This is a genomic window from Occallatibacter sp. (genome assembly GCF_035317045.1).
Taxonomy (GTDB): Bacteria; Acidobacteriota; Terriglobia; order Terriglobales; family Acidobacteriaceae; genus Telmatobacter.
Genome location: NZ_DATHHT010000029.1, coordinates 64,754 through 90,853, shown reverse-complemented (window position 1 = coordinate 90,853; position 26,100 = coordinate 64,754). Strand labels below are relative to the sequence as shown.

Sequence of the window (26,100 nt, the reverse complement as noted above, 5' to 3'; positions counted from 1 at the left end):
CACGCAAGAATGTGCGGAATTGTGGCCGTCTACGCGCGTCGCGAGCCTGTCTCGCCGGCGAAACTGGAACGCGCAACGAAATCTCTATACCACCGAGGCCCTGACGGACAACGCCAATGGATCAGCCGCGACAACCGCGTCGGGCTGGGGCATGCACGGCTAAGCATTATCGATCTGTCGACGGGCGACCAGCCGATTTCGAGCGAGGATAGTCGCACGCATATTGTCGTGAACGGCGAGTTCTATGAATACGAGGCGATCCAGAAGGAGCTCGAAGCGCGCGGGCATCGGCTGCGCACGCGATCGGATAGCGAGATCGCTCTGCACCTTTATGAAGAGGTTGGGCCGCAGTGCCTGCATCGGTTACGCGGCGAGTTTGCATTTGTGATCTGGGACGAGAAGCAGCAATCGCTGTTTGCGGCGCGGGACCGGTTCGGTATCAAGCCGCTCTTTTATGCGTGGCACAACAACACGCTTTACATCGCTTCGGAGGTGAAGGCGCTTTTTGCGGCTGGGGTTCCGGCGCGGTGGGATGAGGAGAGTGTCTACCAGTCGTTCACGTTTGGCGGCCATCAGATGCGGACGCTTTACGATGGCGTGCATCTTGTTCCACCGGGACATTATCTGATTGCCACCGAGAAGCATTTTCAGATCACGCGATATTGGGATTTCAACTACCCGCAGGCAGACGACGCTGCGCTGAGGCGAAGCGATGCCGACTATGCGGCGGAGTTTCGTCACGAGCTGGAGGAAGCGGTGCGGATACGGCTGCGCGCGGATGTGCCGGTGGGCGTTTATCTGAGCGGCGGACTCGACTCGTGTGCCGTGCTCGGACTTGCCGCGCGCCATCATCCTGATCCGATTCGCGCATTCACGCTGACGTTTGACGATGTCGCGTACGATGAAGGTTCGATCGCGCGGGAGATGGCTGCGCTGGCGGGGGGCGAGTTCAATCCCATTCCGATCAACCAGCAACATCTGGCTGAGAATTTTGGGGATGCGATTCTGCAGTCGGAAACGTTCTGCGTGAATGCGCATGGCGTGGCGAAGTTTCTGCTGAGCAAAGCGGTGCGCGATGCCGGCTACAAGGTTGTAATCACCGGCGAGGGGTCGGACGAGATCCTGGGGGGCTATGCGCACTTCAGGCGCGACATGCTGCTCTACAACCGAGAGGGACAGGACGAGAAGGAGATTGAGCAACTGCTGGCGTGGCTCAACGAGAACAATACGGTTTCGCGGGGGCTGCTGCTGCCGGATGGCGACACCGGCAATCTCGAGGGAGTTCGGCGGATTCTCGGGTATGTGCCGTCGTGGTGCGAAACATTCTCGTCGCGCGCGGTGAAAGCACAGCCGCTGCTGGCTGACGATTTCGGTTGCCGGTTCAAGGACCGCGAGAGCTATCTGCAGCTGCTCTCGGATATCGACGTGCCCGGACAGTTGAAAGGGCGCGATGCTCTGAACCAGTCGCTGTATCTGTGGGGCAAGTCAGTGCTGGCGAACTACATTTTGACGATGCTGGGCGACCGCATGGAGATGGCGCACTCCATCGAGGGACGCGTGCCGTTTCTCGATCATCACGTGGTGGAGTGCATCTGCCGGCAGCCGGTGAACCAGAAGATTCGCGGGATGACGGAAAAATTCGTGCTGCGCGAGGCAGTGCGGGACGTGATCACCGACACGGTGTATCGGCGACAGAAGCATCCGTTTCTGAGTCCGCCGGCAACGCTCAATCCTGAGCAGACGTTCAACACTTATGTGCAGGACATGCTGCGCGGTTCCGTGATGGCTTCGATTCCGTACTTCGACCAGAAGAGGATTGTTGCCATGCTGGATCGGTTGGGCGGGATGGATGCAGGGGCCCGCACGGCATACGACCAGATCCTGATGCCGCTGGTGAGCATGTGCGTAATTCACCAGGGATTTGGAATGGCGTGTTGATGGCTGGAGAAGAATGTGGGGTGTATACTCGGCGACGTTATGCTTACTCACATTTCCAGGCTCATCTTTTTTGCATCTCTTGTTGCGATTGCGATTCCAACGAATGCTCAGCAGACGGCTTCAACGCAAGACGCGCAGGCTAAACCCAAGCCGGAAGATACGGAGATATGGCAGCCGGTGCCGGCAGTGGTGACGCCGGCCGCCGAATGCAATGCTCCGCCTTCGGACGCGATCGTACTCTTCAACGGGAAGAACGTGGATGATTGGGTCAACGTGAAGGACAAGCAGCCTGCGCTTTGGGATGTTCACGATGGCGTGATGACGGTGAATAAGACCGGCGGCAGCATCGAGACCAAGCGGAGCTTCAAGAATTATCAACTTCACGTGGAGTACAAGATTCCGGCAAGCATTACTGGGACCGGGCAGGGGCGCGGCAACAGCGGTGTGTTCCTCGCATCAACGGGTCTGGGCGACGATGGCTACGAATTGCAGGTCCTGGACGGGTACAACAATCCAACCTATGTGAACGGGATGGTGGGAAGCATTTACAAGCAGAGCATTCCGCTTGCGAATGCAAGCCGCAAGCCGGGTGAGTGGCAGACGTATGACGTGGCGTGGACTGCGCCGACGTTTAGTGATGATGGATCGGTGAAAACGCCGGCATATGTCACGGTGTTTCTCAACGGCGTCCTGGTGCAGAACCACTTTGAGCTGAAGGGGCAGACGTTGTATATCGGGAAGCCGTTCTACAAGAAATACGACACGGCGCCGATCAAGCTGCAGGCGCACGGGGACAAGAGCGAGCCAATGAGCTTCAGGAATATCTGGGTGCGGCAGCTACCGTAGCAAGAGATGAGCTTGCGTCACCTCGGTGATGTTCAATTCCCATGCATCCGGGCCACCCGCCGGTAACGCGGAGAAAGGGCAACTGCAGGTTCCTAGACTCCCTGCGGTGCTCGGAATGACAGTGGCGATTGGGGAGTTTAGCTTTCCCACCCAAGCAAAGCTTGGATGGGGCACCCGGTCCGGAGAGGTACACGCACTGAGTGCCCTCACTCATCATTTGGATTCGTTGTCACCCCCGGTCCCCGAAAGCGAGGGACCGGGGGCACCCGGCTTCTGTGAGATCGCGCACTGTCGAAATTCTTCGCGCCCTATAGTTTCATCGTAGGGAGAGAACGATGATTCAAGTCACAATATATAAGTCGGACGGAAACAAGACCTTTCAGAACATCACGAGCGTAAGCGTCGAGAATGGCATTCTGAAATTTGACTGGCATCCCGATCCGAAATCAAGGGGATTCATGCAAATAACGACTACATGTCCCTATTATCTTGAGGAGTTGTTTGGTTAAGGTTTTCTCGGCCGTCTCATTTGAATTGGATTGCGGTGCAGTGAGAGATCAGTGGACCATGGCCTGGGCCTTCGCCATCATGACGGCATTCCGGAGGGCCGTTACGAATTCGTGGGCCGCCGCGGTGTCGTTGAAGGTGAGGCCGAAGGCTTCGACCTTGTCCTGCACCTGTCCGTAGTCGGAGCTGCGATGCGGGCCGGGGCCGAGGTGTTCGAGCTTGTCGCGGTCGTAGACGAGGGCGGGGAATTTCTTGCCGGGCATGCCGACCACGACGACCATGACGGCGTCGCCTTTGTCTCCGGGCTTGTAGGCACTGGGAGCTTCGGGGTTCGTGAAGACGCGATCTTCGCTGACCAGGGAAGCATCGACGTCAGAGAGCGGAACGGTGATGGAGGCAAGCGGAAACGCGTAGCGATACCACGCGATCTTTCCGTCCTCTTCGCGGGGCATCGCGCAAACCGGGGCGGGCATGTTGGGTTCGATGACGAGAGTTTGGCCGTCGAGAGCAACGATGCTGCCGGAGGCGGTGTAGGCGGTCTTCATCTGATCCACGCGCGAGCGGATGTCTTGCGCGCTGGAGGTGAAGGAGCCAAGGACGAGGCAACCAAGCAACAAGCGAAACAAGGTTTTCATGGATGTACCTTTGGTGTGCATTCATGGTGGGACAGATTTTAGAAATTTAGTGTGATTTATCGCACCTACGGCGTTACGAAGGACACGGGCCGAAAGTCGGTGCCTCAGGTTCCTCTTCGAGTGCACAACAAAAGCGAAATCTGAATTGTGTATAAAGTGCTACGATTCAGGCAATTTCCAGCGAGGTTCAAGACATGGCGAAACGAGCCGCTCTCGCAACTTTGGCTTGTACAACTTTGGTGGGAGTTGTTGCGGCGCAGGCACCCGCACCCCTGCTCACTCCGGCGTCGAAGCTCCCGGCGCGGCACAATGTCGCTGTCTTCGGGCAGAAGATTGTTTATTACGACGTAGGGGCGGGACCGGCGATCGTGCTGGTGCACGGGTTTGGCAGCGAGGCGCGGTTCGACTGGGGCAATGTGCTGATTCCGCTGTCGCAGCATCATCGCGTGATAGCGATGGACCAGATCGGCTTTGGAGCTTCAGATAAGCCGTTTATCGATTACTCGATCCAGACGTACGTCGATTTTCTCGGCGAGTTTTTGAGGACGTTGCACGTGCAGGAATTCACGCTGGCGGGAGAATCGCTGGGGGGATGGATTTCGGCACTCTACACGATCGAAGCGCTGGCACCTGCGAATACGGGACTTGAGGCGTTGCCGAAACCGTCGCGGCTGGTGCTTTCTGACGCCGCGGGATTCTCGACGGAGCATATTGGGGGGCGGGCAATGCCCATTCCGATCGCGGGTACGCTTGCAGATGCGCAAGGGGTCGCCATCGTCTTCCACGACAAGTCGCGGGTTACGGATGCATTCGTGCGGGAAGCCTGGGCCATGAAGATGAAGGCCAACGACGGATTCACGGAGCGCTCGATCTGGGGCAATCCAAAAGTTGCGACCGAAGGCGTAAAAGATCGCATCGGTGCGATCTCAATCCCGACGCTGGTGGTGTGGGGTGGTGCCGATGAACTGGTGCCGCTGGAACAGGGACGCGCGTACGCTGCTGGAATCCCGGGCGCGAAGCTTGTTGTTGTGCCGGAGTGCGGGCATGGGCCTGCGATCGAGAAGCCGAAGGAATTTCTCGACGCGGTGATTCCGTTTATCGACGCGCGTTAACGGTTGTTTCCTGAAGAGAATCCAGCTCTAAGAAAATCTGCACAGGGTCTGGCGGGGCAACCTTTGCGTTGCGTCCTCATCTCAACTTGCTGACAAGGATTCTTGCGTGATTGCCCGCATCATCGCGGTGGCATGGACTGCGCAGGAGAAATCAATCGGCACGTTTAAATCACCGCACACAGGAGCTGCATACAGCAGGAGAAGACTTATGGCAGAGATCAGACGAGATGAAACGATCGAGGACACGGGACTTTCGACGGCGGCGCTGGCGCATGCCGACGAGCCGATTGAACAGAAACTGGTGGAGAACCGCAATGACGGCCGCGATATGAGTGATTCTGTCGGCAACCGGATGCGTGCGGAAGCTGAGCAACCGTCAGAGACGGATGCGCAAGAGGCTCTGTTCTCCCAGGATGAGTCGAAGGCGTTGTACGCCAAGTGGGATGCGGTCCAGGTGGGCTTTGTGGATGAGCCGCGGCAGGCAGTGGAGCGAGCCGACTCGCTGGTCGCCGGAGCGATGAAGCGGCTGGCGGAGATTTTCGCGGAGGAGCGGGCACGGCTGGAAGGGCAGTGGGACCGCGGCGACAGCGTTTCAACGGAAGAGCTGCGCCTGGCACTGCGCCGTTATCGCGCGTTCTTCGGGCGGCTGCTTTCGGTTTGATTTAGAGCAGTTTCGGAATGCGCGTAGACCGTTCAAGCGCGACGAAGGTGGCTTTTCTTGGCAAAGAGTCCACCCAGTATGCAGCTTCGGACTACACCAGTTCCGAATCTTCGATAGCCGAGAGCAAATGAGGCCGGAATGTTCCCCCACCCCAGGGATCATTCCGGCCTTTCCGTTTTTTGGAGCGTTTTCTATTCCGTGACGGTGAGTTCGGTGTGCAGGGTGGCGGTGGAATCCTCGCCAGCCCAGACATCGAAGGTGCTTGGCTCTACAGCCCACACCTTGGTTTGAGGGCTCCAGAATTCGAGTTCATCTTTGCCAAGCGGGAACCTGAGCGTCTGCGTCACGCCGGGCTGGATCGAGACGCGCTTGAATCCCTTGAGCTGGCGAACCGGACGCGACGCCGAACCCCAGCGCTGGTGAATGTAGATTTGCGCCACGGCATCGCCTGGGACGCTGCCGGTATTGGTGACGTCGACCTGAACCTCGGTGCTGTCGCCCGCCTTGATGCTGGTCTTGCTCAGGTGCAGATTATCGAATTTGAAGGTTGTGTAGCTGAGACCATAGCCGAAGGGATAGAGCGGCTTGCTCTGCACATCCCAGTAGCGCGAGGTAAACTTCGGGCGGTCATCCGGTTCGTGCGTCAGGTTGTGGTTGTAGTAGAGCGGCTCTTCGCCGGCGGCGTGCGCCCAACTGATGGGAAGTTTTCCGCCGGGATTGACGTCGCCAAAAAGGATATCGGCCACGGCGTTGCCGCCTTCGGTGCCGGGGTACCACGCTTCAAGAATGGCCCCGACATGCTTCGAGGCCCAGCGAAGATCGAGCGGACGGCCGTTCTCCAAAACGAGCACGACCGGTTTGCCCGACGATGCTACTGCCTCCAGCATTCGCTGCTGAATGCCGGGCAATTCCATAGAAGCGCGGGAGGCGGATTCGCTGCTCATTGCAGAGGTTTCGCCCATGACGGCGATCACGAGGTCAGCGCCGGCAGAGGCGGCTTTGGCTTTGGCGACGGCCTCGGCCGTTTCAGCTTCGGTGGGTGGAGGGGGCAGTTTTTTCCCCGAGATGGTTTCAAACAGACCAGGGAAGATGCGCGTGGGGTTGGGGCCGGAGAAGTAGTTGATTTCAACTCCCGGGCCGAGCTTGCTTTTGAGGCCTGCGAGAATCGTCACGGCGTGGCTCTTGGACGGGCCGCCGAAGAGGCCCTCTACCGTCCAGCCGCCTTCGATGTCCTGCACGGAGTCGGCGAGCGGTCCGATGACGGCGATCTTTTTGATGGACTTGTTGAGCGGCAGCGTGTGGTTGTCGTTTTTGAGCAACACCATGGAGCGGGCGGCTACTTTGCGTTCGAGTTCTCTGCCCTCGGGCCGGTTCAGCGTCGAATCAACTTGTGATTCATCGACGTAGGGGTGGTCGAAGAGGCCGAGCTGGTACTTGATCTGAAGGATGGGCAGAACGGCGGTGTCCAGCTTGGCTTCCGGCACTTTGCCGGAGTGCACGAGGCCTGCGAGATATTTGGGATAGGTGAGGCTGGCCATATCCATGTCGAGACCGGCGGTAACGGCCTTGTAGGCAGCGTCTTCGGGATCCTTGGCATAGCCATGGGTTTGCAAGTTTCCGACCGCAAAGGCGTCGGAGACTACGAAGCCCTGGAAGTCCCATTCCTCGCGTAGAACATCAGTGAGAAGCCAATGGTTTCCGGTGGCAGGGACATCGTTCAGGTCCATATAGGCGCTCATGAAGCTGCCGGCACCTGCCTGTTCGGCGGCATGAAACGGGACGAGGTAGAGGTTGCGCATGAGTTCTTCAGGGACATACGAGGAGTCATAATCGCGGCCGCCCTCTGCAGCGCCATAGCCGGCAAAGTGCTTGACGCAGGCTACGACGCTGTCAGGACCAAGCGTCTCACCCTGGAATCCAATGACCTGCGCGCGGGCCATGGCGGCGCCAAGGTAGGGGTCTTCGCCGGCGCCTTCGACGATGCGGCCCCAGCGCGAGTCGCGGGCGATGTCGACCATTGGCGTGAAGGTCCAGCGGATGCCGGCGGCGTGCGCGTCCTGTCCCGCGAGGCGCTGTGCGGCTTCTTCCACTCCCGGATCCCACGAGGCGGCCATGGCCAGCGGGATGGGGAAGACGGTGCGGTAGCCGTGGATGACATCAAAGGCGAAGAGAATGGGGATGTGGAGGCGGGACTTCTCGACGGCGAGGTGCTGGAGGCGATTAATCTCCTTGACGTCGATGAGCCAGAGGATCGAACCGACTTTGCCCTCGATGATGAGGTTGTCGGGTTTTTCGGTGGCAAGAAGGGGCAGGACGACGCCGGACGATTGGTTCATCTGGCCAACTTTTTCTTCGATGGTCATCTGCTTGAGCAGTTCTTCGGCCCGGCGGTGCGCCTCGGCCGCAGTGACGGGCGGCGTTTGCGCGGGAAGGATTGCCGAAAGTGAGATTAGGAGAAAGGCGAAGAGAACGATGGCTTTTGTGGACGGCTTGCTTTGGATCACTGAGCAGGTCCCTCCGAGGGACCGATAAGCATAAAGCACGAGGACAGGGTTTTGCAGAGGGGCTGGTGGATGGAAGCTGCGGCTGGGTTTGGCGGACTTGAAATCCCGGTTCGCGGGCTGCATGACATCTCACAGGGAGTTGTGCGCAACATGAATGGGTTCTCTCAAAAAAGCGCCCCCCGATTAGTCCCGCCTGGATGCTTCCAGGTCTGGTAACCGGAGGGGCGAGGAGCCGCAATCACAAGAAAACGCGCCCGAGCATGACACACGTCGGGCACATCTCCTGGACCGACCTCCAATGTATGCAGAATTGAAGATCTCCGAAACGTTCCATCGGGTAGCACTGGAGTCCGCCAGCACGTAAGCTTTTGCAGCAAATGCTTTTAAAGAGATATGGACATCCCCGGAAACGGGACGTATTATACGCAGTGCGGGCTATCCAGAAATTAATACGACCTTCTTTTCCACTGGGTGGCACGGTGCCCCCGATGGCGCAGAGGATGAATCTGGACCTGTCTAGATCAATTTTTGGACTCGTGGACCGATGACGTCTGCCGCATCCGGAATCTGTCACTTCTGATGCGCAACTTGGATTCACGAGCCGTTGCCCTCATCGGGCTGAGAGCCGTTAAAGGAGTTCCGGATGCCGCTGGCGCCCAAATCCATGCAGGACGTGGAAGAGCCGGGGACCGTCTCTGAACCTGCAGCGATTCGTGAACAACTGCAACGGCTTCTGGCCCACCCTTTGTTTGCGAACAGCAAGCGTTATCCTGCGCTGCTGGCATATACGGTGGAAGAGACGCTCAAGGGAAATGCGGCTGAACTGAAAGAGCGCAGCATCGGCATCGAGGTTTTTGGCCGTGCGCCGACCTACGATGCGAATGCAGATCCGGTGGTTCGGATCACCGCCGGAGAAGTGCGGAAAAGGCTAAGCCTCTACTACTACGATTCGTCGCACACGGGCGAACTGGTGATCGAGCTCCCTCTGGGCTCCTATGTGCCTGTGTTTCGACAGCCAGAGCCGATTGTGGAACCCGTTGCGGATGCGGTCGAAGCTGCTGCAGTCGCCTTTGAGCCGCCCGCCACAGCACTGATTCCGCCCCCACCGACTGCGGCTGCTCCGGCCAAACCTTCGCGGTTCCGCTGGATTGTTGTTGCTGGGATGCTGACCATCGCCGGTAGCGCCGCGGGAGTATATGTGGGGATGAATATTCACCAGGCGCCCCCACCTGACCCGCCAACGAATATCGAACGCTTCTGGGAGCCATATACATCGAGTTTGAATCCGACAACATTCTGCCTGGGAGAACCGGCCAAGAACATCGACTTGGACTCGATCAATTCCTTCGAAGCGCCGGTGACCTCTCCCGGCGAACCGCAGAAGCTGTACGTGCGGCTGCATCTCTCGGGAAACCTGGCGCTGGCCGACGTGATTACGCTGACGCGAACCGCTGCGGCGCTTGAGGCGCGACACAAGGCTTTCCGCGTGGTGCCGGCGTCAGAGGCGAGCTTTGCCCAACTGCGCGAAGGTCCGATTGTGTTGATTGGGGCGTTTGACAATATCTGGACGTTACGCGTGACGCAGAAACTGCGCTTTGGCTTCGAGTCAAAGGACGGCGTGGCGTTGATTGTCGATCGCAAGAGCCAGACGAAAACGACGTGGGCGACCGCATGGGATCTTCCGTACCAGAAGCTTTCGCGTGACTATGCGATTGTGGCGCGCATTCACGACAGCACGACCGGACAGCCGGTGATCATCGCGGCCGGCATTTCGGAAGAGGGGACAGAGGCGGCTGGAGAGATCCTGTACAACCCCGTATATCTCAATTCGCTGATTGCCAAGGCCCCCGCCGATTGGGAAAAAAAGAATATGGAAGCCGTGATTGAGACACAGGTGATTGAGGGCCACTCTGGGCCGCCTAACATCCTGGCAGTTGATACCTGGTAACCCCGGTTTGCTGAAAGCGGACTCGAATGCCGCGACAGCAGTGACCAACACTTACTTCGATCTGGCCTTCTGTGCGGCCCAACGCTTACGCTGCGCATCGGCAATCCGCTTGCGGGCATCGGCACTGAGTACGCGCTTCTTCTTTGGCTTGCCTGGCCCTTTGCTGGTCTTACTACGGACTCCCGGCGAGCTGGTGGCGCGGGAGCCTGCAAGCAGAGAACGGACCTGTTTTAGTCTTTCAATCTCCGCATCTATTTCGGCAAGGATCGTTTCTATCGACATAGATAGAGGATATAACACCGGCGCGAAAAATACGCGTCAACCAACTTAGAACTTACAGGCACGCAACATCAGTTTGACTTAATCGGCTTTGCCGATTGTCTTGTCCTTGTATGCTTTTTCGAGCACAGAGAAAGCCTGCTTCTTCTGGCCCTGGTCGGAGATCAATCCTTTGCGATTGAACTCGTCCTGGATGCCGACGAGGGGACGATTCGGCGAACGGAAATCCATCAATATCCACGGGCTCATGCCTCGAAGCTGCGGAATCTTGTTGAGCATTGGCAGTTGATGGCGATAGACGTTGGCCTGATACTCCTCAGTCCATCGTTCGTTCTCGCCGCCGTGCAGGCCGGCCTTGGCATCGGCGCCGAATTCGCTGACGATGAGCGGCTTCTGGTAAGCGATCTGCCATTCGGTACTATCCGCGGTTTCAGGATGTGCTTCATACCAGCCGATGTACTCGTTGACGCCGATGACGTCGAGCGCCTGGCCCAACGGATCGTCGACAATTTTGGTGTTGCCCTTGGCACGGACAAGTAACGCAGCGGTGATCAGCCGCGTGGGATCGAGACCGCGAGCGCGGGTTGCCAGCGTCTCAATGAACTGCGTGCGCGCCGGGGTATTGGGGGTTTCATTGGCCATGGACCAGAGGATGATGGCGGCATGATTGCGCGAGGTATTGATTTCTTCGTCGAGTTGCTGCTCGGCCTTGGCGAGAACCTTTGGGTTGTCGAACTGGAGCGCCCAGTAAACGGGATTCTCGGACCATACGAGCAGCCCCATGCGATCGGCGGCGCGCAGCATGGTTTCGTCGTGTGGATAGTGAGCGAGACGGACGTAGTTGCAACCGAGCTCTTTGGCCCAGCCGAGAAGCGTTTCCGCATCCTTGTCAGAATATGCGCGACCGGTGCGATAAGGCGCTTCGGCGTGGATGGAAATGCCGCGCAGAAAGATCGGCTTGCCGTTGAGCAGGATTTCGGTACCACGCGTTTCGATGGTGCGGAAGCCCATTAGCTCGTCGATGGAGTCGCTGCCCGCGCGAATCGCGACCTTATAGAGCTTCGGCGATTCGGGAGTCCATCGCTCGAGGCCTTGCACATTGAAGTGAAGAGCGGCGCGGCCATCTGCGCCGATATCCACCGTTGTTTTCGCATGCAAGTCGGGGATCTCGACTTCCGCTTTGTCGCCGGGCTCAGCACCTGCAACATGCACCCAACCTTCGATCACGCCGCCTTCACTGCGGCTCAGGTGCAGGTCGTACTGATCGATGAAAGACTCTGGGACTTCGATCAGCGACACTTCGCGGGTGAGGCCGCCGTAGTTCCACCAGTCTGTCTCCAAGGTGGGTACGTTGTCCTCGTGGCGAGTATTGTCTACTGCGGCTACAACGAAGTTGTTACCGCCGTGAACTTCCTCGGTAACTTCGCAGTTGAAGGCGGTAAATCCACCCTCGTGCTCGCAGACTTTATGTCCATTGACCCAGAACCATGAATGATAGTTAGCTGCGCCGACGTGAAGAAACACATGCGTATGGGGTTTGGGTTCGTAGGTGAAGTCTTTCTCGTACCAGATCGGACCTTCGTAATACATCAGGGAAGGGCTTTGGGTATTCCAGTCGCCGGGGACTTTGAGCTTCGGCGCCTTCGAAAAGTCATACTCGGTGGGGAACGGATCGCCGGGCTTCGCCTTGTAATTCATGAAGTAGCCGTTCTTCTTCTCTTCGTGATGAAAGCTGAACAAGCCGGAGAAATAGGGATCGACGATGGTAGCCCACTCTCCATTGAGCGAGGTCGAGGGCCGGCGATCGGCGCCAGTGAGCACGATCGGGGCTGGCGCTGCGAAGGCAGTCTGACCCAGCAGGCAGATCGCAAGAGTGGATGGCAAGGCGAAACTGAAGGCAGAAAGAGCGCGGCGCACAAACGGGCGGACGGTGAAGGCAATCATGCCGATCCTCTTGAGAACGCAATGGATTTTGAGAGCAGGAACGTCGTTCATGAAGTGTGTGTCGCGGCTCTCGGCGGACTGACCATCTTATCGCTTTGTGTTGCGCCCTGTACATGCGCGATCCGTGCGCGCTCAAAGCATGCAAGAAAAGAGGGCAGATCGATTGACCTGCCCTCTTGAGTTTCGACTTATACAAACTTTCTATTGAGGTCCGAGATACATGACGTGCACATAGGTTCCGAGGCGTGCGTTGTACGCGAGGTACCAGCCGTCGTGATCGGGATCTTCGTAGATGATGATATCGTCGCCGTCCCAGTCCCATCCGTCGCAGAAACCAAAATCGGCGGGCGCTACACTCCAGTACCATCCGTTGAACGAGAAGCGATTGGGGCCTCCGCCGCCGAGGTGCCATCTGTGCGTCGGTCCGAATCCGCCCGTGAAACGGCCATGTTCAAAGGGGCGATCGACATGATAGTTGGCGTCGCTGCGACCGGTGTCGTGGCCGACCCAGCGGTTGCCCGGATCAACGTGCGGCGCATTGGGATGGCCGGCCTTGTCGCTGAAGTTGCGCTGCTGCTGGGCAGGCTGAGCAGGCTGTGCAGGCAGCTGCCTGGCATCGTTGGTCTTGTGCGTCGGGGCGGCCTTAGGCGCTTTATAGGGCGCGGGGCCACGCGTTGGCGGCGGCGGCATTGGCCGGCCGTGTGGCTCCGGTTTCTGTTGAGCAATTGCCGGCAACGACATGGCCAGCAACGCGGTCAAAACGAGATTTGCTGCACGCATGATGTTCCTCCACATTGCTATCGGGAGAGCAGACTCGATGCATTTGGGGAATCCCGATACGCTAATCCAAACACACTACATGAAACCCTGCACTGGTTGGCAAGTTGCAAATGAGCTGGTTACACGAGCGATTTGAGTAGATTACGCGCCGACCGTTACGCCCTGACGCCGCCATGCGTAGAGCGGGAAGCGGTTGGCGAGTTCCGCGACTTCTCTGCGTATGCGCTCGAGCGCGGCATCGTCATTGCGCTTCTCGAGGGCCTTTCCAATCCACGCCCCGATGATCCGCATCTCCGGCTCTTTCATGCCGCGCGTTGTGAGGGCGGGCGTGCCGATGCGAATGCCGGAAGGCTTGAGCGGTGGATTGACATCGTAGGGAATCGCGTTCTTGTTGACGGTGATGCCGGCCTTGCCCAGAGCGAGTTCGGCTTCCGATCCGAGAATTCCCTTTTGGAAGACATCGACGAGGATCAGGTGATTGTCTGTTCCGCCGGAGACGAGGCGATAGCCTGCCTCCTGCATGGCGGATGCGAGCGCCTTGGCGTTGGCGACAATCTGCGTGGCGTAGCCTCTGAACTCCGGACGCAGCACTTCGCCGAATGCAACGGCCTTGGCTGCGATGATGTGCACCAGCGGGCCGCCCTGCTGGCCGGGAAATACAGCCATGTCGATGGCCTTGCCGAGGGTCTGCTCGGGCTTCTGGCCTACTTGAAAATCCTTGCCGCAGAGAATGAGACCGGCGCGCGGACCGCGCAGAGTCTTGTGCGTGGTGGTGGTGGTGATATGCGCATGGGGCACCGGCGAGGGGTGCGATCCGCCGGCGACGAGGCCGGCGATGTGCGCCATATCGAAGATGTATTTAGCGCCAACTTTGTCAGCGATCTCGCGCATGCGCGCGAAATCCCACAGCCGCGGATACGCGCTTGCGCCTCCAATAATGACCTTCGGCTTTTCGCGCTCGGCGATGGACTCGAGTTCGTCGTAGTCGATGACCTCAGTATCGCGGCGCACGGTATAAAACGTCGTGTGATAGAGCTTGCCGCTGAAGCTCAGCTTGTGGCCATGTGTGAGATGACCGCCGTGTGCGAGGTCGAGGCCGAGAATGGTGTCACCGGTTTGCAGGACCGCCATGTAGGCGGAGGCATTTGCCTGCGAGCCCGAGTGGGGCTGCACGTTGGCGAACTCCGCGTCGAAGATTTGCTTGGCGCGATCGCGAGCGAGATTTTCCACCACGTCGGCGTATTCGCAGCCGCCATAGTAACGGCGGCCCGGATAGCCCTCGGCATATTTATTGGTGAAGACGGAGCCGGCTGCCTCGAGCACCGCTTCAGAGACGAAGTTTTCGCTGGCGATCATTTCCAGGCCTTCGTGCTGGCGGAAGGTTTCGTTGTCAATGGCGGCGGCCACGGCAGGGTCGGCCTGGGCCAGGGAAAGGGCCATGCGATCAGTCATACGGCAATTTTACGGCAAGATGCGGCGGCCGCTTGTGCAAACCCGCGCGGGCTGCAGGGGAAGGATTCAGCTTTTACGCGGCTTCGCAAAACCCCACAGGATCAATACCAAACCAACGGCCGCAAGGATCGCACCATACGCCGCCCAGTGGCGGTCATTCTGCATGAAGCTGCGGGCCAGCACGCCCCAGGCGAGATTCAAGCCCTGGAGAATCCAGATGCCGCCCATGATCACCAGAAGTGCGCCAATGAGCCCGCTGATCGTCTTCGCGATGCGCACGATTGTTCTTCTCCATCCGACCGGTGGTCGAGAGACACTCTACTTCCTTCATCCTACGCGTGGAACCGGGGCTACGTGGGGCAGACAATGTACCTTTCGCTACCCTTTCTCCTGTTGACATTCTGACTATCCGGGGCGTATATGTTGAATCTCAACAGGAGTTGCGCATGGGAGAGAACAAGTCGGATGTGCTGCAGGGCACCCTGGACCTGATGGTTCTGAAGACTCTGGAAGCGATGGGGCCGCTGCATGGGTACGGCATCGCGCGGCGTATCGAGCAGGTGAGCGGGGACGAACTGAGCCTGAACCAGGGCACGATCTATCCGGCGCTGCTGCGGCTGGAACAACGGGGTTGGATCAAGTCGGAGTGGGGGACGTCGGAGACAAATCGCCGCGCCAAGTTCTATTCTCTGAGCCGCATCGGACGCAAGAAGATTGAAGAGGAAACAGAAAACTGGGAGCGCATGGCCGCGACCATGGCGCGCTTTCTTGCTCCGTCGAATTAGGAGAGGCTAATGGACTTGCTTCGCATGCTCTTCACTCGCTGTGCGGCGCTCTTTCGGCGCGGCAAGCTCGATGCGGATCTCGACGAAGAGTTGCGCGCTCACATCGATTTGGCCATTCACGAGAACCTGCTACATGGCATGTTGCCCAAGGAAGCACGCACCGCGGCCCTGCGTGCTTTTGGCGGCGTCACGCAGACCAGAGAGAGTTACCGCGAACAGCGCAGCTTTCCTCTGCTGCAGCAACTTGGCCGCGATCTTCGCTTTGCACTTCGCCAACTTCGCAAGTCGCCGGGGTATTCAATCGTGGTCATCGTTACGCTGGCGCTTGGAGTTGGTGCGAACACCACGGTTTTCAGCGTCGTGGATGCGGTGATGCTGCGGCCCCTTCCCTATGCCCAGCCGCAGCAGTTGGTTGAAGTCAACTCTGCCGATGCCAACAGTCCGGTCGCCCGCAACGTCTCCTATCCAGATTTCTTCGATTGGAGGGAACAGAATCACAGTTTCGAACACCTGGTTTCTTACAATGACAACTCCTATACGCTCACGGGAACAACACGAGCCGTACACCTGGACGCAGAGATCGTTTCCTGGGATCTGTTGCCGATGCTTGGCATCCAGCCGGAATTAGGGCGCGGATTTGTCGCGGGCGAGGAAAAGGATGGGTCGAAGGTCGTTCTAATCAGCCATTCCCTCTGGATGTCGCAGTTCGGCAGCGATAGCACAATTGTCGGCCGGGCGATCCATTTAAGTGGAGATACTTTCACCGTCGTCGGTGTAATGCCGCCGTCGTTCCGCTTCCCGGTCGACAAGCCTCAGAACTCGCTTTGGACCACCCTTGCCGTGGACGGCGAAGCCTTGAAGAATCGCGGCGGGCATTCCCTGGCTGTGATGGGCCGGTTGCGGCGGGGTGTGACAACGGCGCAGGGCGATCAGGAGATGAAAGCGATTGCCAGTCGGCTGGCCAAGCAGTATCCGGACACAAATACGCACAACAATTCCGCGAAAGTGCAACTCGAGTTGCAAGCCATGCTGGGTGAGACCCGCACTCTCTTGCTGGTGGTACTAGGAGCGGTAGCATTCGTATTGCTTATCGCTTGCGGCAACATCGCCAATCTGCAACTGACACGGGTTCGAGACCGGCAGCGGGAAATTGCGGTGAGGTGCGCCCTGGGCGCGGGCCGTGGAAGCGTTATTCGCCAGCTGATGACGGAGAGCCTTGTGCTGAGCATCGCGGGCGGCCTCGCGGGAAGCGCAGTCGCCTTTGTTTCCGTTCCCGGCGTGCTTGCCCTGATCGGCACGAGCGTTCCTCGCGCGGCAAATGCCGGCGTCGATCTGACGGTGCTTGCATTTGCGCTGGCTGCTTCACTTCTCTCGGGTTTGATCTTTGGCGTTGTCCCTGCAACTGCCGCCTCCAGAACCGACCTGGTCAAAACACTGCAGCAGGGCGGACAGGCGCGCCTCTACGGGCACGACCGGCTTCGTATGGCAGTGATTGTGGGGCAGGTGGCACTGGGAGTCGTGCTCACAGCCGGGGCCGGGCTGCTGACTACGAGCTTTGTGAAGCTGATTCACACCGATGAGGGCTTCAACCCCGCCCATGTTCTCACCTTCAGTTTCGATACGCCCGATTCCGCCTACAAAGACAGACGCCCGCAATTCTACCGGCAGTATTTCGATCAGTTGCGTGCGCTGCCTGGCGTGGAGTCGGCGGCAGGTTCCATGATCTTGCCGATGGCAGACGATGACGCTCACATCAGCTTCGAGAACCCGGAGAGGCCTGTCGCCAAGGGGCTTCGGCCGGGTGCCGAGTTGGCGCCGGTTACGCCGGGCTTCTTCCAAACGATGCAGATTCCTCTGATCACAGGCCGCGACTTCACAGAAGCGGACAACATGCAGTCTCCGCAGGTCATGATCGTGAACCAGGCATTTGCAAATACGTACTTTCCCGGCGAGGATCCGCTGGGGAAGAAGTTGAAGCCGGGCGCGGGAAACGGATCGAAGGACGGACCGCCATGGCGACAGATCGTGGGCGTGGTGGGGAACGTACGCCACTCCGCCACGCAGCGGGAGATGCAACCTGCGATGTATTTGCCGTCGAGCCAGCTTCCCACGTGGTGCTGCTTAAGTTCGGTGCTCAGAACGTCGGTTGACCCGATGAGTCTGGAGCCTGCGGTACGCAAGCTCGTGGCTTCGATGGATGCCGACATCCCGGTCACGGATGTGCGCACCATGCCGGATCTGATCTCACTGCGGCTAGCCGAGCCGCGATTTGCCACGGTGCTTTTTGGGTCATTCGCAATTCTCTCGCTGGTTCTCACGGTGGTTGGTTTGTACGGCGTGATGGCCTATTCGGTCTCACAACGTACGCGGGAGATTGGCCTTCGTTTTGCCCTTGGCGCGGAGCGTGGCGCGGTTCTCGGAATGATCCTGCGGGCCGCTGCAGGGTTGCTTGGGACAGGCATCGCGATCGGCATCGCGGCAGCGCTTGCTTTCGGCCCGATTCTCTCGAAGATGCTCTATGGCACGGGGCCGCGCAATCCTGCCGTGCTTCTGGTGGTCTGCGGCGTAATGGCTCTGGCAGGACTGCTGGCGGCATATATTCCCGCCGCGCGCGCAGCATCTGTCGATCCGATGCGCGCGCTCAGAACGGAGTAGGAGGTCTGGATGGATTGGATACGGATTCTGATGAGCCGATGGGCGGCGCTATTTGGCAAACAGAGATTGGATAGAGACCTCGACGAGGAGTTGCGCGCGCACATCGATCTTGCGGTCCAGGAGAATCTGCACCGTGGCATGTCACCGGAAGACGCCCGGACCGCGGCTCTGCGCGCCTTTGGCGGTGTGTCCCAGGCACGCGAGGTCTACCGTGAACAGCGCGGTTTTCCTCGCCTGATGCAGGCGGGCCGTGATTTGCGCTTTGCATTTCGTCAGCTCCGGAGGTCGCCGGGATTTGCGCTGACCGCGATTCTTACCTTTGCGCTGGGCATCGGCGCGGTCACTTCGGTGTTCAGCGTGGTCGACGCAGTCTTGCTGAAGCCGTTTGCCTTTCGCGACCCTGACCGGCTCGTCGTGATGCGCGAGGTGGAAGACGAATCGCGCGGCGAGCTGTCTGCCATTCCCGACAATTATCGCCATTTCCTGCGTCTGAAGAAGGAAGCAAAAAGCCTGGAGGATGCGGCCATTTTCGGTCAGTTTGGAGTTAGCGTCTCTCCCACGGGCGATCATCCTCGCATCGTGGGGGCTGTCGCTTCGTCCCCGAATTTGTTACGCGTGCTTGGGGTTCAACCCTTGTTGGGAAGGGACCTGGTGGACGCGGACTCCCAGAAGGGCGCGGCCCATGTTGCTCTCTTGAGCTATGCAGGATGGCAGACATTCTTTGGCGGCGACCCAAAAGTTGTCGGGCAGACATTGCGCCTGGGCGGCGATCCAACGACGGTTATCGGCGTCTTGCCGCCGGGAGTGCGCCTTCCTCAATTCTCGCTGGCGCCAACCATCGCCTTCCAGGACCGCGCAGCAGATCAGGAGATCCTGATCTTTGAACCCCTGGTGCCCTCCGACCGCGATTTGACGAACGACCTGGGCAACTTCAATTACAAGTCGATCGCGCGGCTCAGACAAGGGATTACGGTGGCGCAGGCCAAGGCAGAGTTGGATGCCCTGCAGCATTCCTATTCACTCACTGCGCATCTGCCGATTCATTTCGGTATCTCGCTCACGCCTTTGGCAACGGATGTGACGTCGAAGATCAGTGGAGCTCTCTGGCTGATGTTTGCCGCGGTCGGCGGAGTATTGCTGATTGCCTGCGTCAACCTCGCCAATCTGCAACTGGCACGCGCGGTCTCGGGTGAGCGCGAAGCGGCTGTGCGAGCCGCACTAGGAGCCAGCAAGGCGCAACTGATGATGGCCCCACTCGCCGAAACCGTGTTGCTCGCGTTCGCGGGCGGCCTGGCTGGAGTGGCCGTAGCCTATGGCGGTGTGCGTGTTCTCGTCGCTCTCGTGCCGGATAGCGTGCCGCGGCTCAACGAAGTACACGTGAACGTTCCGGTACTCCTGTTTGCCGTTGGACTTTCGGTGCTCGCAGCGATTTCATTCGGAATTCTGCCGGCAATCCGCTCGCTCCGGATTCATCCTCATACAGCACTGCAGGCGAATTCGACGCGCACCGTCAACTCCCAGGAAGGCCGCCAGACACGCAATCTTCTGGTTGCGGGACAGGTCGCGTGCACAATCATCCTCCTGATTGTGACCTCGCTGATGTTGCGCAGTTTCTCACATTTATTGCGGCAGGATCGCGGCTTTGACTCGGGTCACGTCACGCTTGCGCAGGTTGATCTGTTCGCTCCGCAGTATGGCGACTCGCAGCCGAACATCAAGACGGTTAAGCTGGCCTTCGCCGATCGGGTTCTCGCCGGGCTACAACAACTGCCCGGCGTGCAATCGGCGACCATTACCAGCGCCGCGCCGCTCACCGGCGAGACCTGGGTGGACGACCTGACGCGCCCCGATCATCCTCTTCCGCCGGCACAGATGCTGCCGATCAATGTCCGGTGGATCGACCACAACTACCTCGGCACGATGCAGATTCCCCTGGTTGCCGGCCGCAATTTCACGGCCACAGACCGTAACAACCCATACGTTGCGCTGATCTCTGAACGCACGGCGCGCGAAGGATTTCCCGGAGAGAATCCCGTTGGGCGTCAGATTTCCGACATTGTCCCCGACGACAAACACAACGTGACCGTGATTGGCGTGGTAGCCGACACACGCATCAACGGCCTGAAGGATCGGGCGGCCATGGTCTACATGCCCTACTGGGCCTACACACCCTGGACGCTCACATTCCTTGTGCGGAGTTCTCAGCCCAGCGATGCGCTGATTCCCGAAATGCGGCAGACCATCTGGAAGATCGATCCGCAGGTGGCCATTCCTACCCTCAAATCCATGGATGACCTGGTGAGCGATTCCGTGGCTACCGAACGTTTCCAGGCGTTGGTCCTGACGAGCTTTGGAGCGGCGGCTTTGCTGCTCGCGCTGCTGGGTGTGTACGGTGTGTTGGCGTATTCAGTCTCGCTGCGGCAGCAGGAATTCGGAATACGCATCGCTCTGGGGTCGGGAAAAGCGAATCTCATCAACCTGGTGCTACGGCAGGCCGCGTACCCCGTTGTTCTCGGCGCGGGCGCGGGGCTTGGGTTGTCTATCATTGCGCTGCGAATGGTTCGGAGCCTCCTGTATCAGACCTCGGTGATGGATCCGTTGTCGATTGGGGGCAGCGTACTGCTACTGCTGGCCGCGGCGGCTTTGGCGGCTTTTGTGCCCGCTCGCCATGCAGCATCGGTCGATCCGATGCAAGCGCTGCGAACCGAGTAGATATCGCTGCGAGCGCAATGAGGTTTGGTCCAGCGCTTATCGCTGCAACGTCTGCTGTGCCGCGCCCAGCACGTGGCCGGTTTTGCGATCGACGAGGAAGACGACGAGACGCACGGGGCCGGAGGCTTCGGTCTTTTGTGTCAAGGGTCCACCCGGCAGTTTAAGTTGGCGACCATCCGCGGAGTCGGCGCCAAACTGCTTCATGACGCGCACCACGGCGGTGTGGTGGAGTGTGCGGCCTGCGTTTTCTCCGCGCGCAACTTCAGCGTGCGTGGCATCAGCCGCAAGCACTGCGATAAGTTTCGTCCCGGCAGATGCGCTGGCATGCACTGAAAACTGCGCGACGCCATGATCCCACGCTGCACCTTCGATCGCGATGGCTTGCTTCGGTGCGTTTGCTTCTTTTGTTATTGCCGCAAGGAGCGCCCGTCCATCGCTGCCTACGAACTGGTCGGTTCCGTCGACAACCATCTGGGGCGTGTAACTGGAATCGAGGCCGAAGCGGCGAACATAATCTTCCTGTCGCTCCGTCATGGCATCGAGCGAGAAGGGGTCGGTCCAGCCTTGGCGATTCCAATAAGTGACATGTTCGCTGAGCACGACGGCCTGCGCGCCGGAGACGGGCTGCGCGGCATCAAGCTTCGCCAGCAGCGCATCGGCAGCAGGGCAGTCTGAACAACCTTCTGACGTGAATAGCTCCACGAGAACGGGAACGCGTTGCGGAGGTGCGGAGGGCGATGCTGCCTGTCCCGAGAGAGGCAGGATGAGCGAATTCAAGGCCGCTGCGAGGAGCACCGTGGTACACATGCGGCCGACGGGATGGGCGATTGCGGAAGGCATACAACCCTTTGATTGAACATTGTTTCCCCGAGTTACACAACTTTCCAGGGATCTGGTGCGAGCCGGATTGCCGCGTTGTTCATCCGGTGCTGTTGAATAAGATCACGTCGCTCCCCAGGGAACAACGGAGCCAAGTATGCTGGACGCATGACCGGCTGTCGTTTTTTCGGGCTTGCGTGTTTGGTTTATCTTGCCGCAACGAGCTCATTCGCACAGCAACATTCCAAGGCAAAATCTGTCGTTTCGCTTACACCGGCGATTGTCGAGGCTGGCTCGCCGGAATTGATTGTGGTGGCTGAGCCTCATGCGAAAAGCCTAAGTGGCGAATGGCTGGGACACAAAATTGAGTTTTTTCAGCGTGGGGAGAAGTGGGTTGCTCTTGCCGGCGCGGATGTGGAGGCGGCCGTGGGCCCGTCGACTCTGCGGATCACCGCGGAACTCGACGGCGGGATCCAGCTCGATCTCAGCCAGCCAATCGAGATTCATCCGGCGCACTATCGCACGGGAAAGCTAACGGTCTCGCCGAAATTTGTGGAGCCGGGACCGGACGAGTTGAAGGTGATTGCCGCGGATGCTGATATCAAGGCGAAGGTGTTTGGCGCGAGTGCGGCGGAGCCGTTGTGGCTTGGGGATTTTCGTGCGCCGGTTCGCGCCGCGCCGACAGACAGTTTTGGCACGCGGCGCATGTTCAACGGCAAGCTGGCGAGCATTCACAAAGGCATGGATTTTCGTGCGCCGATGGGAACAGTGGTTCGCGCGGCCAACAGCGGCGTTGTGGTACTGGCGCGACCGCTTTACTACGAGGGCAATTGCGTAATCATCGATCACGGGCTGGGGCTGTACACCCTGTCGATGCACTTCAGCCGCATCGATGTGCATGAGGGACAGCGCGTTGTTGCGGGCGACAGGCTGGGGCTAAGCGGAGCGACGGGGCGCGTGACGGGACCGCATCTGCACTGGGCGGTTCGGTGGGAAGGCGCTTATCTAGATCCGGGCAAGCTGCTGCGGCTGAATCTGAATGCGATACGGTGATCAGATTTTAAGAGCAGGTGTCTGAGGAATAGCGACGCTTCGTTGGCAATCCGAAGAAGAAGCAACTGCAGGTCCCTCGACTTCGCTCGGGATGACAAACCTCTTATATAAGATGACAGACTCCCTATACGATTTGGCTTACCGCGAGACCAGGTCTTCTTCGGCTTCCTGTACAGGCTCGGAAGTAGTGCCGACGCGCGTTGCTTTCTCTTTCCGCAACTCTTTGAACGCGCGATAGACGAAGGAACCCATGAACCAGCCATCCATGTACTGGAAGGGTGTTTCGCCGGTGGTGTAGTGGCCGCAGGGAAGCACACGTTTCTCGTAGTTGAGGCCGATACGCGTGAAGGCTTCCACGACCTTGAGTGAGTACTCCTTAGGGAAAGTCAGATCGTAATCTGCATACACGAGCAGGACTTTCTTGTCGGGCCCGCCGACTTCAGGGCGCATGATCTTGTCGTAATAGCTGATGGGGCTGATGGCCGACCACAATTCCCGTACGCGATCCTGCGACATGCCCGCATCGTCGAGCGCCTGCTTTACGTGGCGCGTGCTTTGACCGGCCCACACCACGTCGCCGAAGGCCGTCGAAGCATGGTTGAACGCATTGATGCGGATGCGCTTGTCGTGGGCGCTGGCGAGGAACGCGTAACACGATCCGAGGCTTGTGCCGAGGACGCCGAAGTGTTCGTAGCCCTGATCCTCGAGCCAGTCGATGCAGCAACGAATGTCGACAACGGCCTGGCGGCAAGCGGAAAGCGTGCGACCGATGTTGGCGCTGACAGCGAAGTCGGAGCGCTCCAGCTCAGCGGGTCGGCGAATGTCGTGGTAGGGCTTGGACAGACGCAGGGCCGAGATTCCCATGCGATTGAAGATTGAGCACAGGGAATTGTGGCTGAAGGCATCGGCGTTCCACTGCGGCATGACGACGATGGCCTGCTTGGGCCGGCTGGGATCTTTGTGTGTGGGCGCAGGATACCAACGGGCATTGACCTGATCGTTCTCAGGATAGGGAGTGCGCTCGGGCGAAGTGAAGCGCAGAAACTGCGCCTTCGAGGTCTTGCCCTCGGCAGCGAGGCGCTTGATCTCGGCGTCTTTGGCAAGCGTCTCAGGCCTTACGTTGGTCGGGAACAGCTCGGGGTGGCGATCCTCAAGGCGGAAGTCAGTGGGCTTTTCGTAACCGAAGAAGACGTCGCTGTGGCGAATGAGAAGCTGGTTGATACGCGCCATTGCGGATTCGGCTGCGGCATCGTCACGAAGACTTTCCGGGCCGGGAATGGCTGCACCAAAGCCGTGCGCTTCGAGGAAAGGCTCAATGAACTCGAAGCCCCATTCGAGCGGGCGTACTATGCGGTTTTCATCGCGCGTGGTGAGCCGGGTTTCCCAGTCGTACATCCAGCGCGCGTATTTTTCCTTGAACATGTCGTCTGTTCAAGTTTACCAGCGCCTGCGCTGCCTTTGGACTGCGTCGGCGATAAGCCAGATGAAGCCCATCAGTGTAATCAAGGCAATGTCGGCGAGGGAGATGACGCAGTAGAGGCACCAGACGCCGAGGATGTCTCGCTCGACGTGGGCCAGGTAGAGAGCGAAGACGAGGCCGCCAATGGCGGCAAGGGTGAAAACCGCGCGTTGGCGCGCCAAGCCGAGCCACACCAGCCCGAGATAACCCGCGATCCCAATGAGGGCAACAGGGATACCTGATATGAGGGAGTAGGAGCTGTGGTTCACAACCCCGCAATCCCATTTCTCGTTGATCGAACACGGGGTGGTGCCAATGGTGTAGTGCACCTCAAGTGCAAGGCCCGAGACCACGGCCCCGACGAGGGCAAGAACCGCAACCACATATCGCATCGTGAAGATGATGCTAGCAGACAATCATGCGATTGGGGTTCGAGAGTGTGGTTGCACCGAAACCAATGGACTTAGTTAGATACGACCTTCGGGATGACCAACTTCAATCAACTGAAGTTCGGCGCGGAACGGCGGATGCCTTACCATGAACCCATGCCTGATCGAGCGGAGAGGAGACAGCGGATTGCCTTCTTTGGAGGCAGTTTCGACCCTCCCCATCTGGGGCATATCGGAATAGCACGCGCCGCCCAGACCGCGCTCGATCTCGATACGGTTTTGTTTGCCCCGGTGGGAATTCAGCCGCTGAAGCCACACGGCTCAACCGCCAGCTATGAAGATCGCGTGGCGATGACGGAGCTGGCCATCAAGGGAGTGCCGGAATTCGCCATCTGCCTTGTGGACGCGCCGAACCAGAACGGTGTTCCCAACTACACGATCGACACCCTACTGCGGCTGCGAAAGCAGTTTCCGTCAGCGGCTCTCTTCACACTGATGGGTGCCGATTCGCTTCTGAACCTGCCGCACTGGCACCGAGGAGCAGATGTTCCTTTCCTGGCCCCGTTGATTGTCGCTTCGCGGCCGGGGGAGCATCTGGCGGATCTGGCAACAATTTGGCCGGCTGGCTTGTCGATCCACGAGGACACTAAGGCGGCTCAAGGGGTGGCGGAGGGCTCTTTGCGCACCTTTACACTTCGCAACGCGGCGGGCGCTTCGACCGAGTTTTACCTGCTGCCCGGAATTGAAATCGAAATCAGTGCTACCGAGGTCCGGCAGCAGGTGAGCGCCGCACTCGATCGTCTCTGCGCGGGACACGAGTTGCTGCCCGACGCGGTTTGCCATTACATCGCAGCGCATGGACTGTACCGCTGAGCACTGGACGGGTGGAATTTCGCGGCTTGCCGCTATGGAAGCCAGAGACTACGATGAGCGAGGAGAGAAATTCTGCTGAATGAGCACAACTGAAACGCGCGAACAGACCCGTATTCTCGTTCAAGCCGCAGCCGCGGCCTGTGAAGACAAAAAAGGCGAAGATACCCGCATTCTCGAACTCGATCCGATCGATTCCGGACTGTCCGATTTTTTCCTGATTACCTCGGCCACCAACGACCGCCAGGCCGTCGCCATTGCCGACGAAATCGAGCACCGACTGAAGAAGGAGTTCGGCGCCATGCCGCACTCCGTCGAGGGGCGAAAGCGGGGCGACTGGATTCTGCTGGATTACGTTGATTTTGTCGCGCATGTCTTTCTGACCGAGCGCCGCGCCTTCTACGATATCGAACGGCTGCGCAAATCGGCGCGACCGCTGACGCCGACCGAGTTCGATGCGGAACTGAAAGTAGCGCTGGCCGCCAAAACACGCGCAGCGCGTGGCAAGGCGTCAAAGGATTCCGAGGCGAAGAAGAGTCCCCGGAAGTCTGCACCCAAGAAGGCGACAGCAAAGCCAGCCGCGAAGAAAGCGGCAGGCGTGAAATCTACTGCGAAGAAGGCCGCCAAGAAATCCGCTTCTCGGGGCTAGAGTTCGCTGCGCGGTTGAGTTACGTGTCTGGCGCGACAATTCAATACAAAAAAGACCGGGAACCGTCTTGAGGCGGCTCCCGGTGATTTGTTTCAACCCTGCC

General features: G+C 59.0%; 22 protein-coding genes. 12 read left to right on the top strand and 10 right to left on the bottom strand.

The window, feature by feature from the left end:
- Positions 1 to 9 precede the first annotated feature (9 nt).
- From asnB to VK574_RS14655, 3 genes are all read left to right on the top strand, one after another.
- Complete coding sequence (gene asnB, locus VK574_RS14665) at positions 10 to 1,938, top strand: asparagine synthase (glutamine-hydrolyzing) (protein ID WP_472800599.1); 1,929 nt, start codon at positions 10 to 12, stop codon at positions 1,936 to 1,938.
- Between the two features lie 39 nt (positions 1,939 to 1,977).
- Positions 1,978 to 2,784, top strand: a complete 807-nt coding sequence (locus VK574_RS14660; RefSeq protein ID WP_472800598.1) for a 3-keto-disaccharide hydrolase — start codon at positions 1,978 to 1,980, stop codon at positions 2,782 to 2,784.
- 335 nt (positions 2,785 to 3,119) lie between these two features.
- Entirely contained in the window at positions 3,120 to 3,293 is a 174-nt protein-coding gene (locus tag VK574_RS14655) for a hypothetical protein (protein WP_472800597.1), read from the top strand.
- A gap of 48 nt (positions 3,294 to 3,341) precedes the next feature.
- Here the strand turns inward: VK574_RS14655 and VK574_RS14650 are convergent, their stop codons facing one another.
- A complete protein-coding gene (locus tag VK574_RS14650; protein WP_472800596.1) occupies positions 3,342 to 3,926 on the bottom strand; it encodes a hypothetical protein in 585 nt (194 codons plus the stop codon).
- Between the two features lie 194 nt (positions 3,927 to 4,120).
- Between VK574_RS14650 and VK574_RS14645 the strand changes: the two genes are divergently transcribed.
- Together VK574_RS14645 and VK574_RS14640 are read left to right on the top strand one after the other, a co-directional pair.
- Positions 4,121 to 5,038, top strand: coding sequence for an alpha/beta fold hydrolase (locus tag VK574_RS14645; protein ID WP_472800595.1), 918 nt, complete (start codon positions 4,121 to 4,123; stop codon positions 5,036 to 5,038).
- 208 nt (positions 5,039 to 5,246) lie between these two features.
- On the top strand, positions 5,247 to 5,699 hold the full coding sequence (locus VK574_RS14640; RefSeq protein WP_472800594.1) for a hypothetical protein: 453 nt from the start codon (positions 5,247 to 5,249) through the stop codon (positions 5,697 to 5,699).
- A 191-nt stretch (positions 5,700 to 5,890) separates the two neighbouring features.
- Here the strand turns inward: VK574_RS14640 and bglX are convergent, their stop codons facing one another.
- A complete protein-coding gene (bglX, locus tag VK574_RS14635) occupies positions 5,891 to 8,203 on the bottom strand; it encodes a beta-glucosidase BglX (RefSeq protein ID WP_472800593.1) in 2,313 nt (770 codons plus the stop codon).
- A 643-nt stretch (positions 8,204 to 8,846) separates the two neighbouring features.
- Between bglX and VK574_RS14630 the strand changes: the two genes are divergently transcribed.
- A complete protein-coding gene (locus VK574_RS14630) occupies positions 8,847 to 10,151 on the top strand; it encodes a hypothetical protein (protein WP_472800592.1) in 1,305 nt (434 codons plus the stop codon).
- Positions 10,152 to 10,202: 51 nt separating this feature from the next.
- On the opposite strand, the gene VK574_RS14625 is transcribed toward VK574_RS14630, so the two are convergent.
- The 5 genes from VK574_RS14625 to VK574_RS14605 form a co-directional block, all read right to left on the bottom strand.
- A complete protein-coding gene (locus VK574_RS14625) occupies positions 10,203 to 10,433 on the bottom strand; it encodes a hypothetical protein (protein WP_472800591.1) in 231 nt (76 codons plus the stop codon).
- A gap of 78 nt (positions 10,434 to 10,511) precedes the next feature.
- Positions 10,512 to 12,374: a glycoside hydrolase family 2 protein gene (locus VK574_RS14620; RefSeq protein WP_472800590.1), complete on the bottom strand. Its 1,863-nt coding sequence runs from the start codon at positions 12,372 to 12,374 to the stop codon at positions 10,512 to 10,514.
- A gap of 201 nt (positions 12,375 to 12,575) precedes the next feature.
- Positions 12,576 to 13,154 carry a hypothetical protein gene (locus tag VK574_RS14615; RefSeq protein WP_472800589.1) on the bottom strand — a complete coding sequence of 193 codons (579 nt, stop codon included), beginning with the start codon at positions 13,152 to 13,154 and terminating at the stop codon, positions 12,576 to 12,578.
- A gap of 141 nt (positions 13,155 to 13,295) precedes the next feature.
- Positions 13,296 to 14,606, bottom strand: a complete 1,311-nt coding sequence (glyA, locus tag VK574_RS14610) for a serine hydroxymethyltransferase (protein WP_472800588.1) — start codon at positions 14,604 to 14,606, stop codon at positions 13,296 to 13,298.
- A gap of 66 nt (positions 14,607 to 14,672) precedes the next feature.
- Positions 14,673 to 14,885, bottom strand: a complete 213-nt coding sequence (locus tag VK574_RS14605; RefSeq protein ID WP_472800587.1) for a hypothetical protein — start codon at positions 14,883 to 14,885, stop codon at positions 14,673 to 14,675.
- 167 nt (positions 14,886 to 15,052) lie between these two features.
- Between VK574_RS14605 and VK574_RS14600 the strand changes: the two genes are divergently transcribed.
- From VK574_RS14600 to VK574_RS14590, 3 genes are read left to right on the top strand one after another with little or no spacing between them, the layout of a single operon-like run.
- The gene (locus tag VK574_RS14600) at positions 15,053 to 15,391 is read left to right on the top strand and encodes a PadR family transcriptional regulator (protein WP_472800586.1); all 339 of its coding nucleotides are present in this window, start codon (positions 15,053 to 15,055) and stop codon (positions 15,389 to 15,391) included.
- A 9-nt stretch (positions 15,392 to 15,400) separates the two neighbouring features.
- Positions 15,401 to 18,046, top strand: coding sequence for an ADOP family duplicated permease (locus tag VK574_RS14595; RefSeq protein ID WP_472800585.1), 2,646 nt, complete (start codon positions 15,401 to 15,403; stop codon positions 18,044 to 18,046).
- 9 nt (positions 18,047 to 18,055) lie between these two features.
- Entirely contained in the window at positions 18,056 to 20,758 is a 2,703-nt protein-coding gene (locus VK574_RS14590; RefSeq protein ID WP_472800584.1) for an ADOP family duplicated permease, read from the top strand.
- Between the two features lie 36 nt (positions 20,759 to 20,794).
- Here the strand turns inward: VK574_RS14590 and VK574_RS14585 are convergent, their stop codons facing one another.
- Complete coding sequence (locus tag VK574_RS14585) at positions 20,795 to 21,598, bottom strand: DUF1223 domain-containing protein (protein WP_472800583.1); 804 nt, start codon at positions 21,596 to 21,598, stop codon at positions 20,795 to 20,797.
- A 147-nt stretch (positions 21,599 to 21,745) separates the two neighbouring features.
- Here VK574_RS14585 and VK574_RS14580 point away from each other — a divergent pair, with 147 nt between their 5' ends.
- Positions 21,746 to 22,630 (top strand): M23 family metallopeptidase, encoded by an 885-nt coding sequence (locus tag VK574_RS14580; protein WP_472800582.1) that lies wholly within the window; start codon positions 21,746 to 21,748, stop codon positions 22,628 to 22,630.
- Positions 22,631 to 22,768: 138 nt separating this feature from the next.
- Here VK574_RS14580 and VK574_RS14575 read toward each other — a convergent pair whose 3' ends face one another.
- Together VK574_RS14575 and VK574_RS14570 are read right to left on the bottom strand one after the other, a co-directional pair.
- On the bottom strand, positions 22,769 to 24,052 hold the full coding sequence (locus VK574_RS14575) for an alpha/beta hydrolase family protein (protein ID WP_472800581.1): 1,284 nt from the start codon (positions 24,050 to 24,052) through the stop codon (positions 22,769 to 22,771).
- 15 nt (positions 24,053 to 24,067) lie between these two features.
- Positions 24,068 to 24,481, bottom strand: coding sequence for a vitamin K epoxide reductase family protein (locus tag VK574_RS14570; RefSeq protein WP_472800580.1), 414 nt, complete (start codon positions 24,479 to 24,481; stop codon positions 24,068 to 24,070).
- A gap of 135 nt (positions 24,482 to 24,616) precedes the next feature.
- Between VK574_RS14570 and nadD the strand changes: the two genes are divergently transcribed.
- Positions 24,617 to 25,351 (top strand): nicotinate (nicotinamide) nucleotide adenylyltransferase, encoded by a 735-nt coding sequence (gene nadD, locus VK574_RS14565; protein ID WP_472800579.1) that lies wholly within the window; start codon positions 24,617 to 24,619, stop codon positions 25,349 to 25,351.
- A 79-nt stretch (positions 25,352 to 25,430) separates the two neighbouring features.
- Positions 25,431 to 25,997, top strand: a complete 567-nt coding sequence (gene rsfS, locus VK574_RS14560) for a ribosome silencing factor (RefSeq protein WP_472800578.1) — start codon at positions 25,431 to 25,433, stop codon at positions 25,995 to 25,997.
- The last annotated feature ends 103 nt before the right edge of the window (positions 25,998 to 26,100 follow it).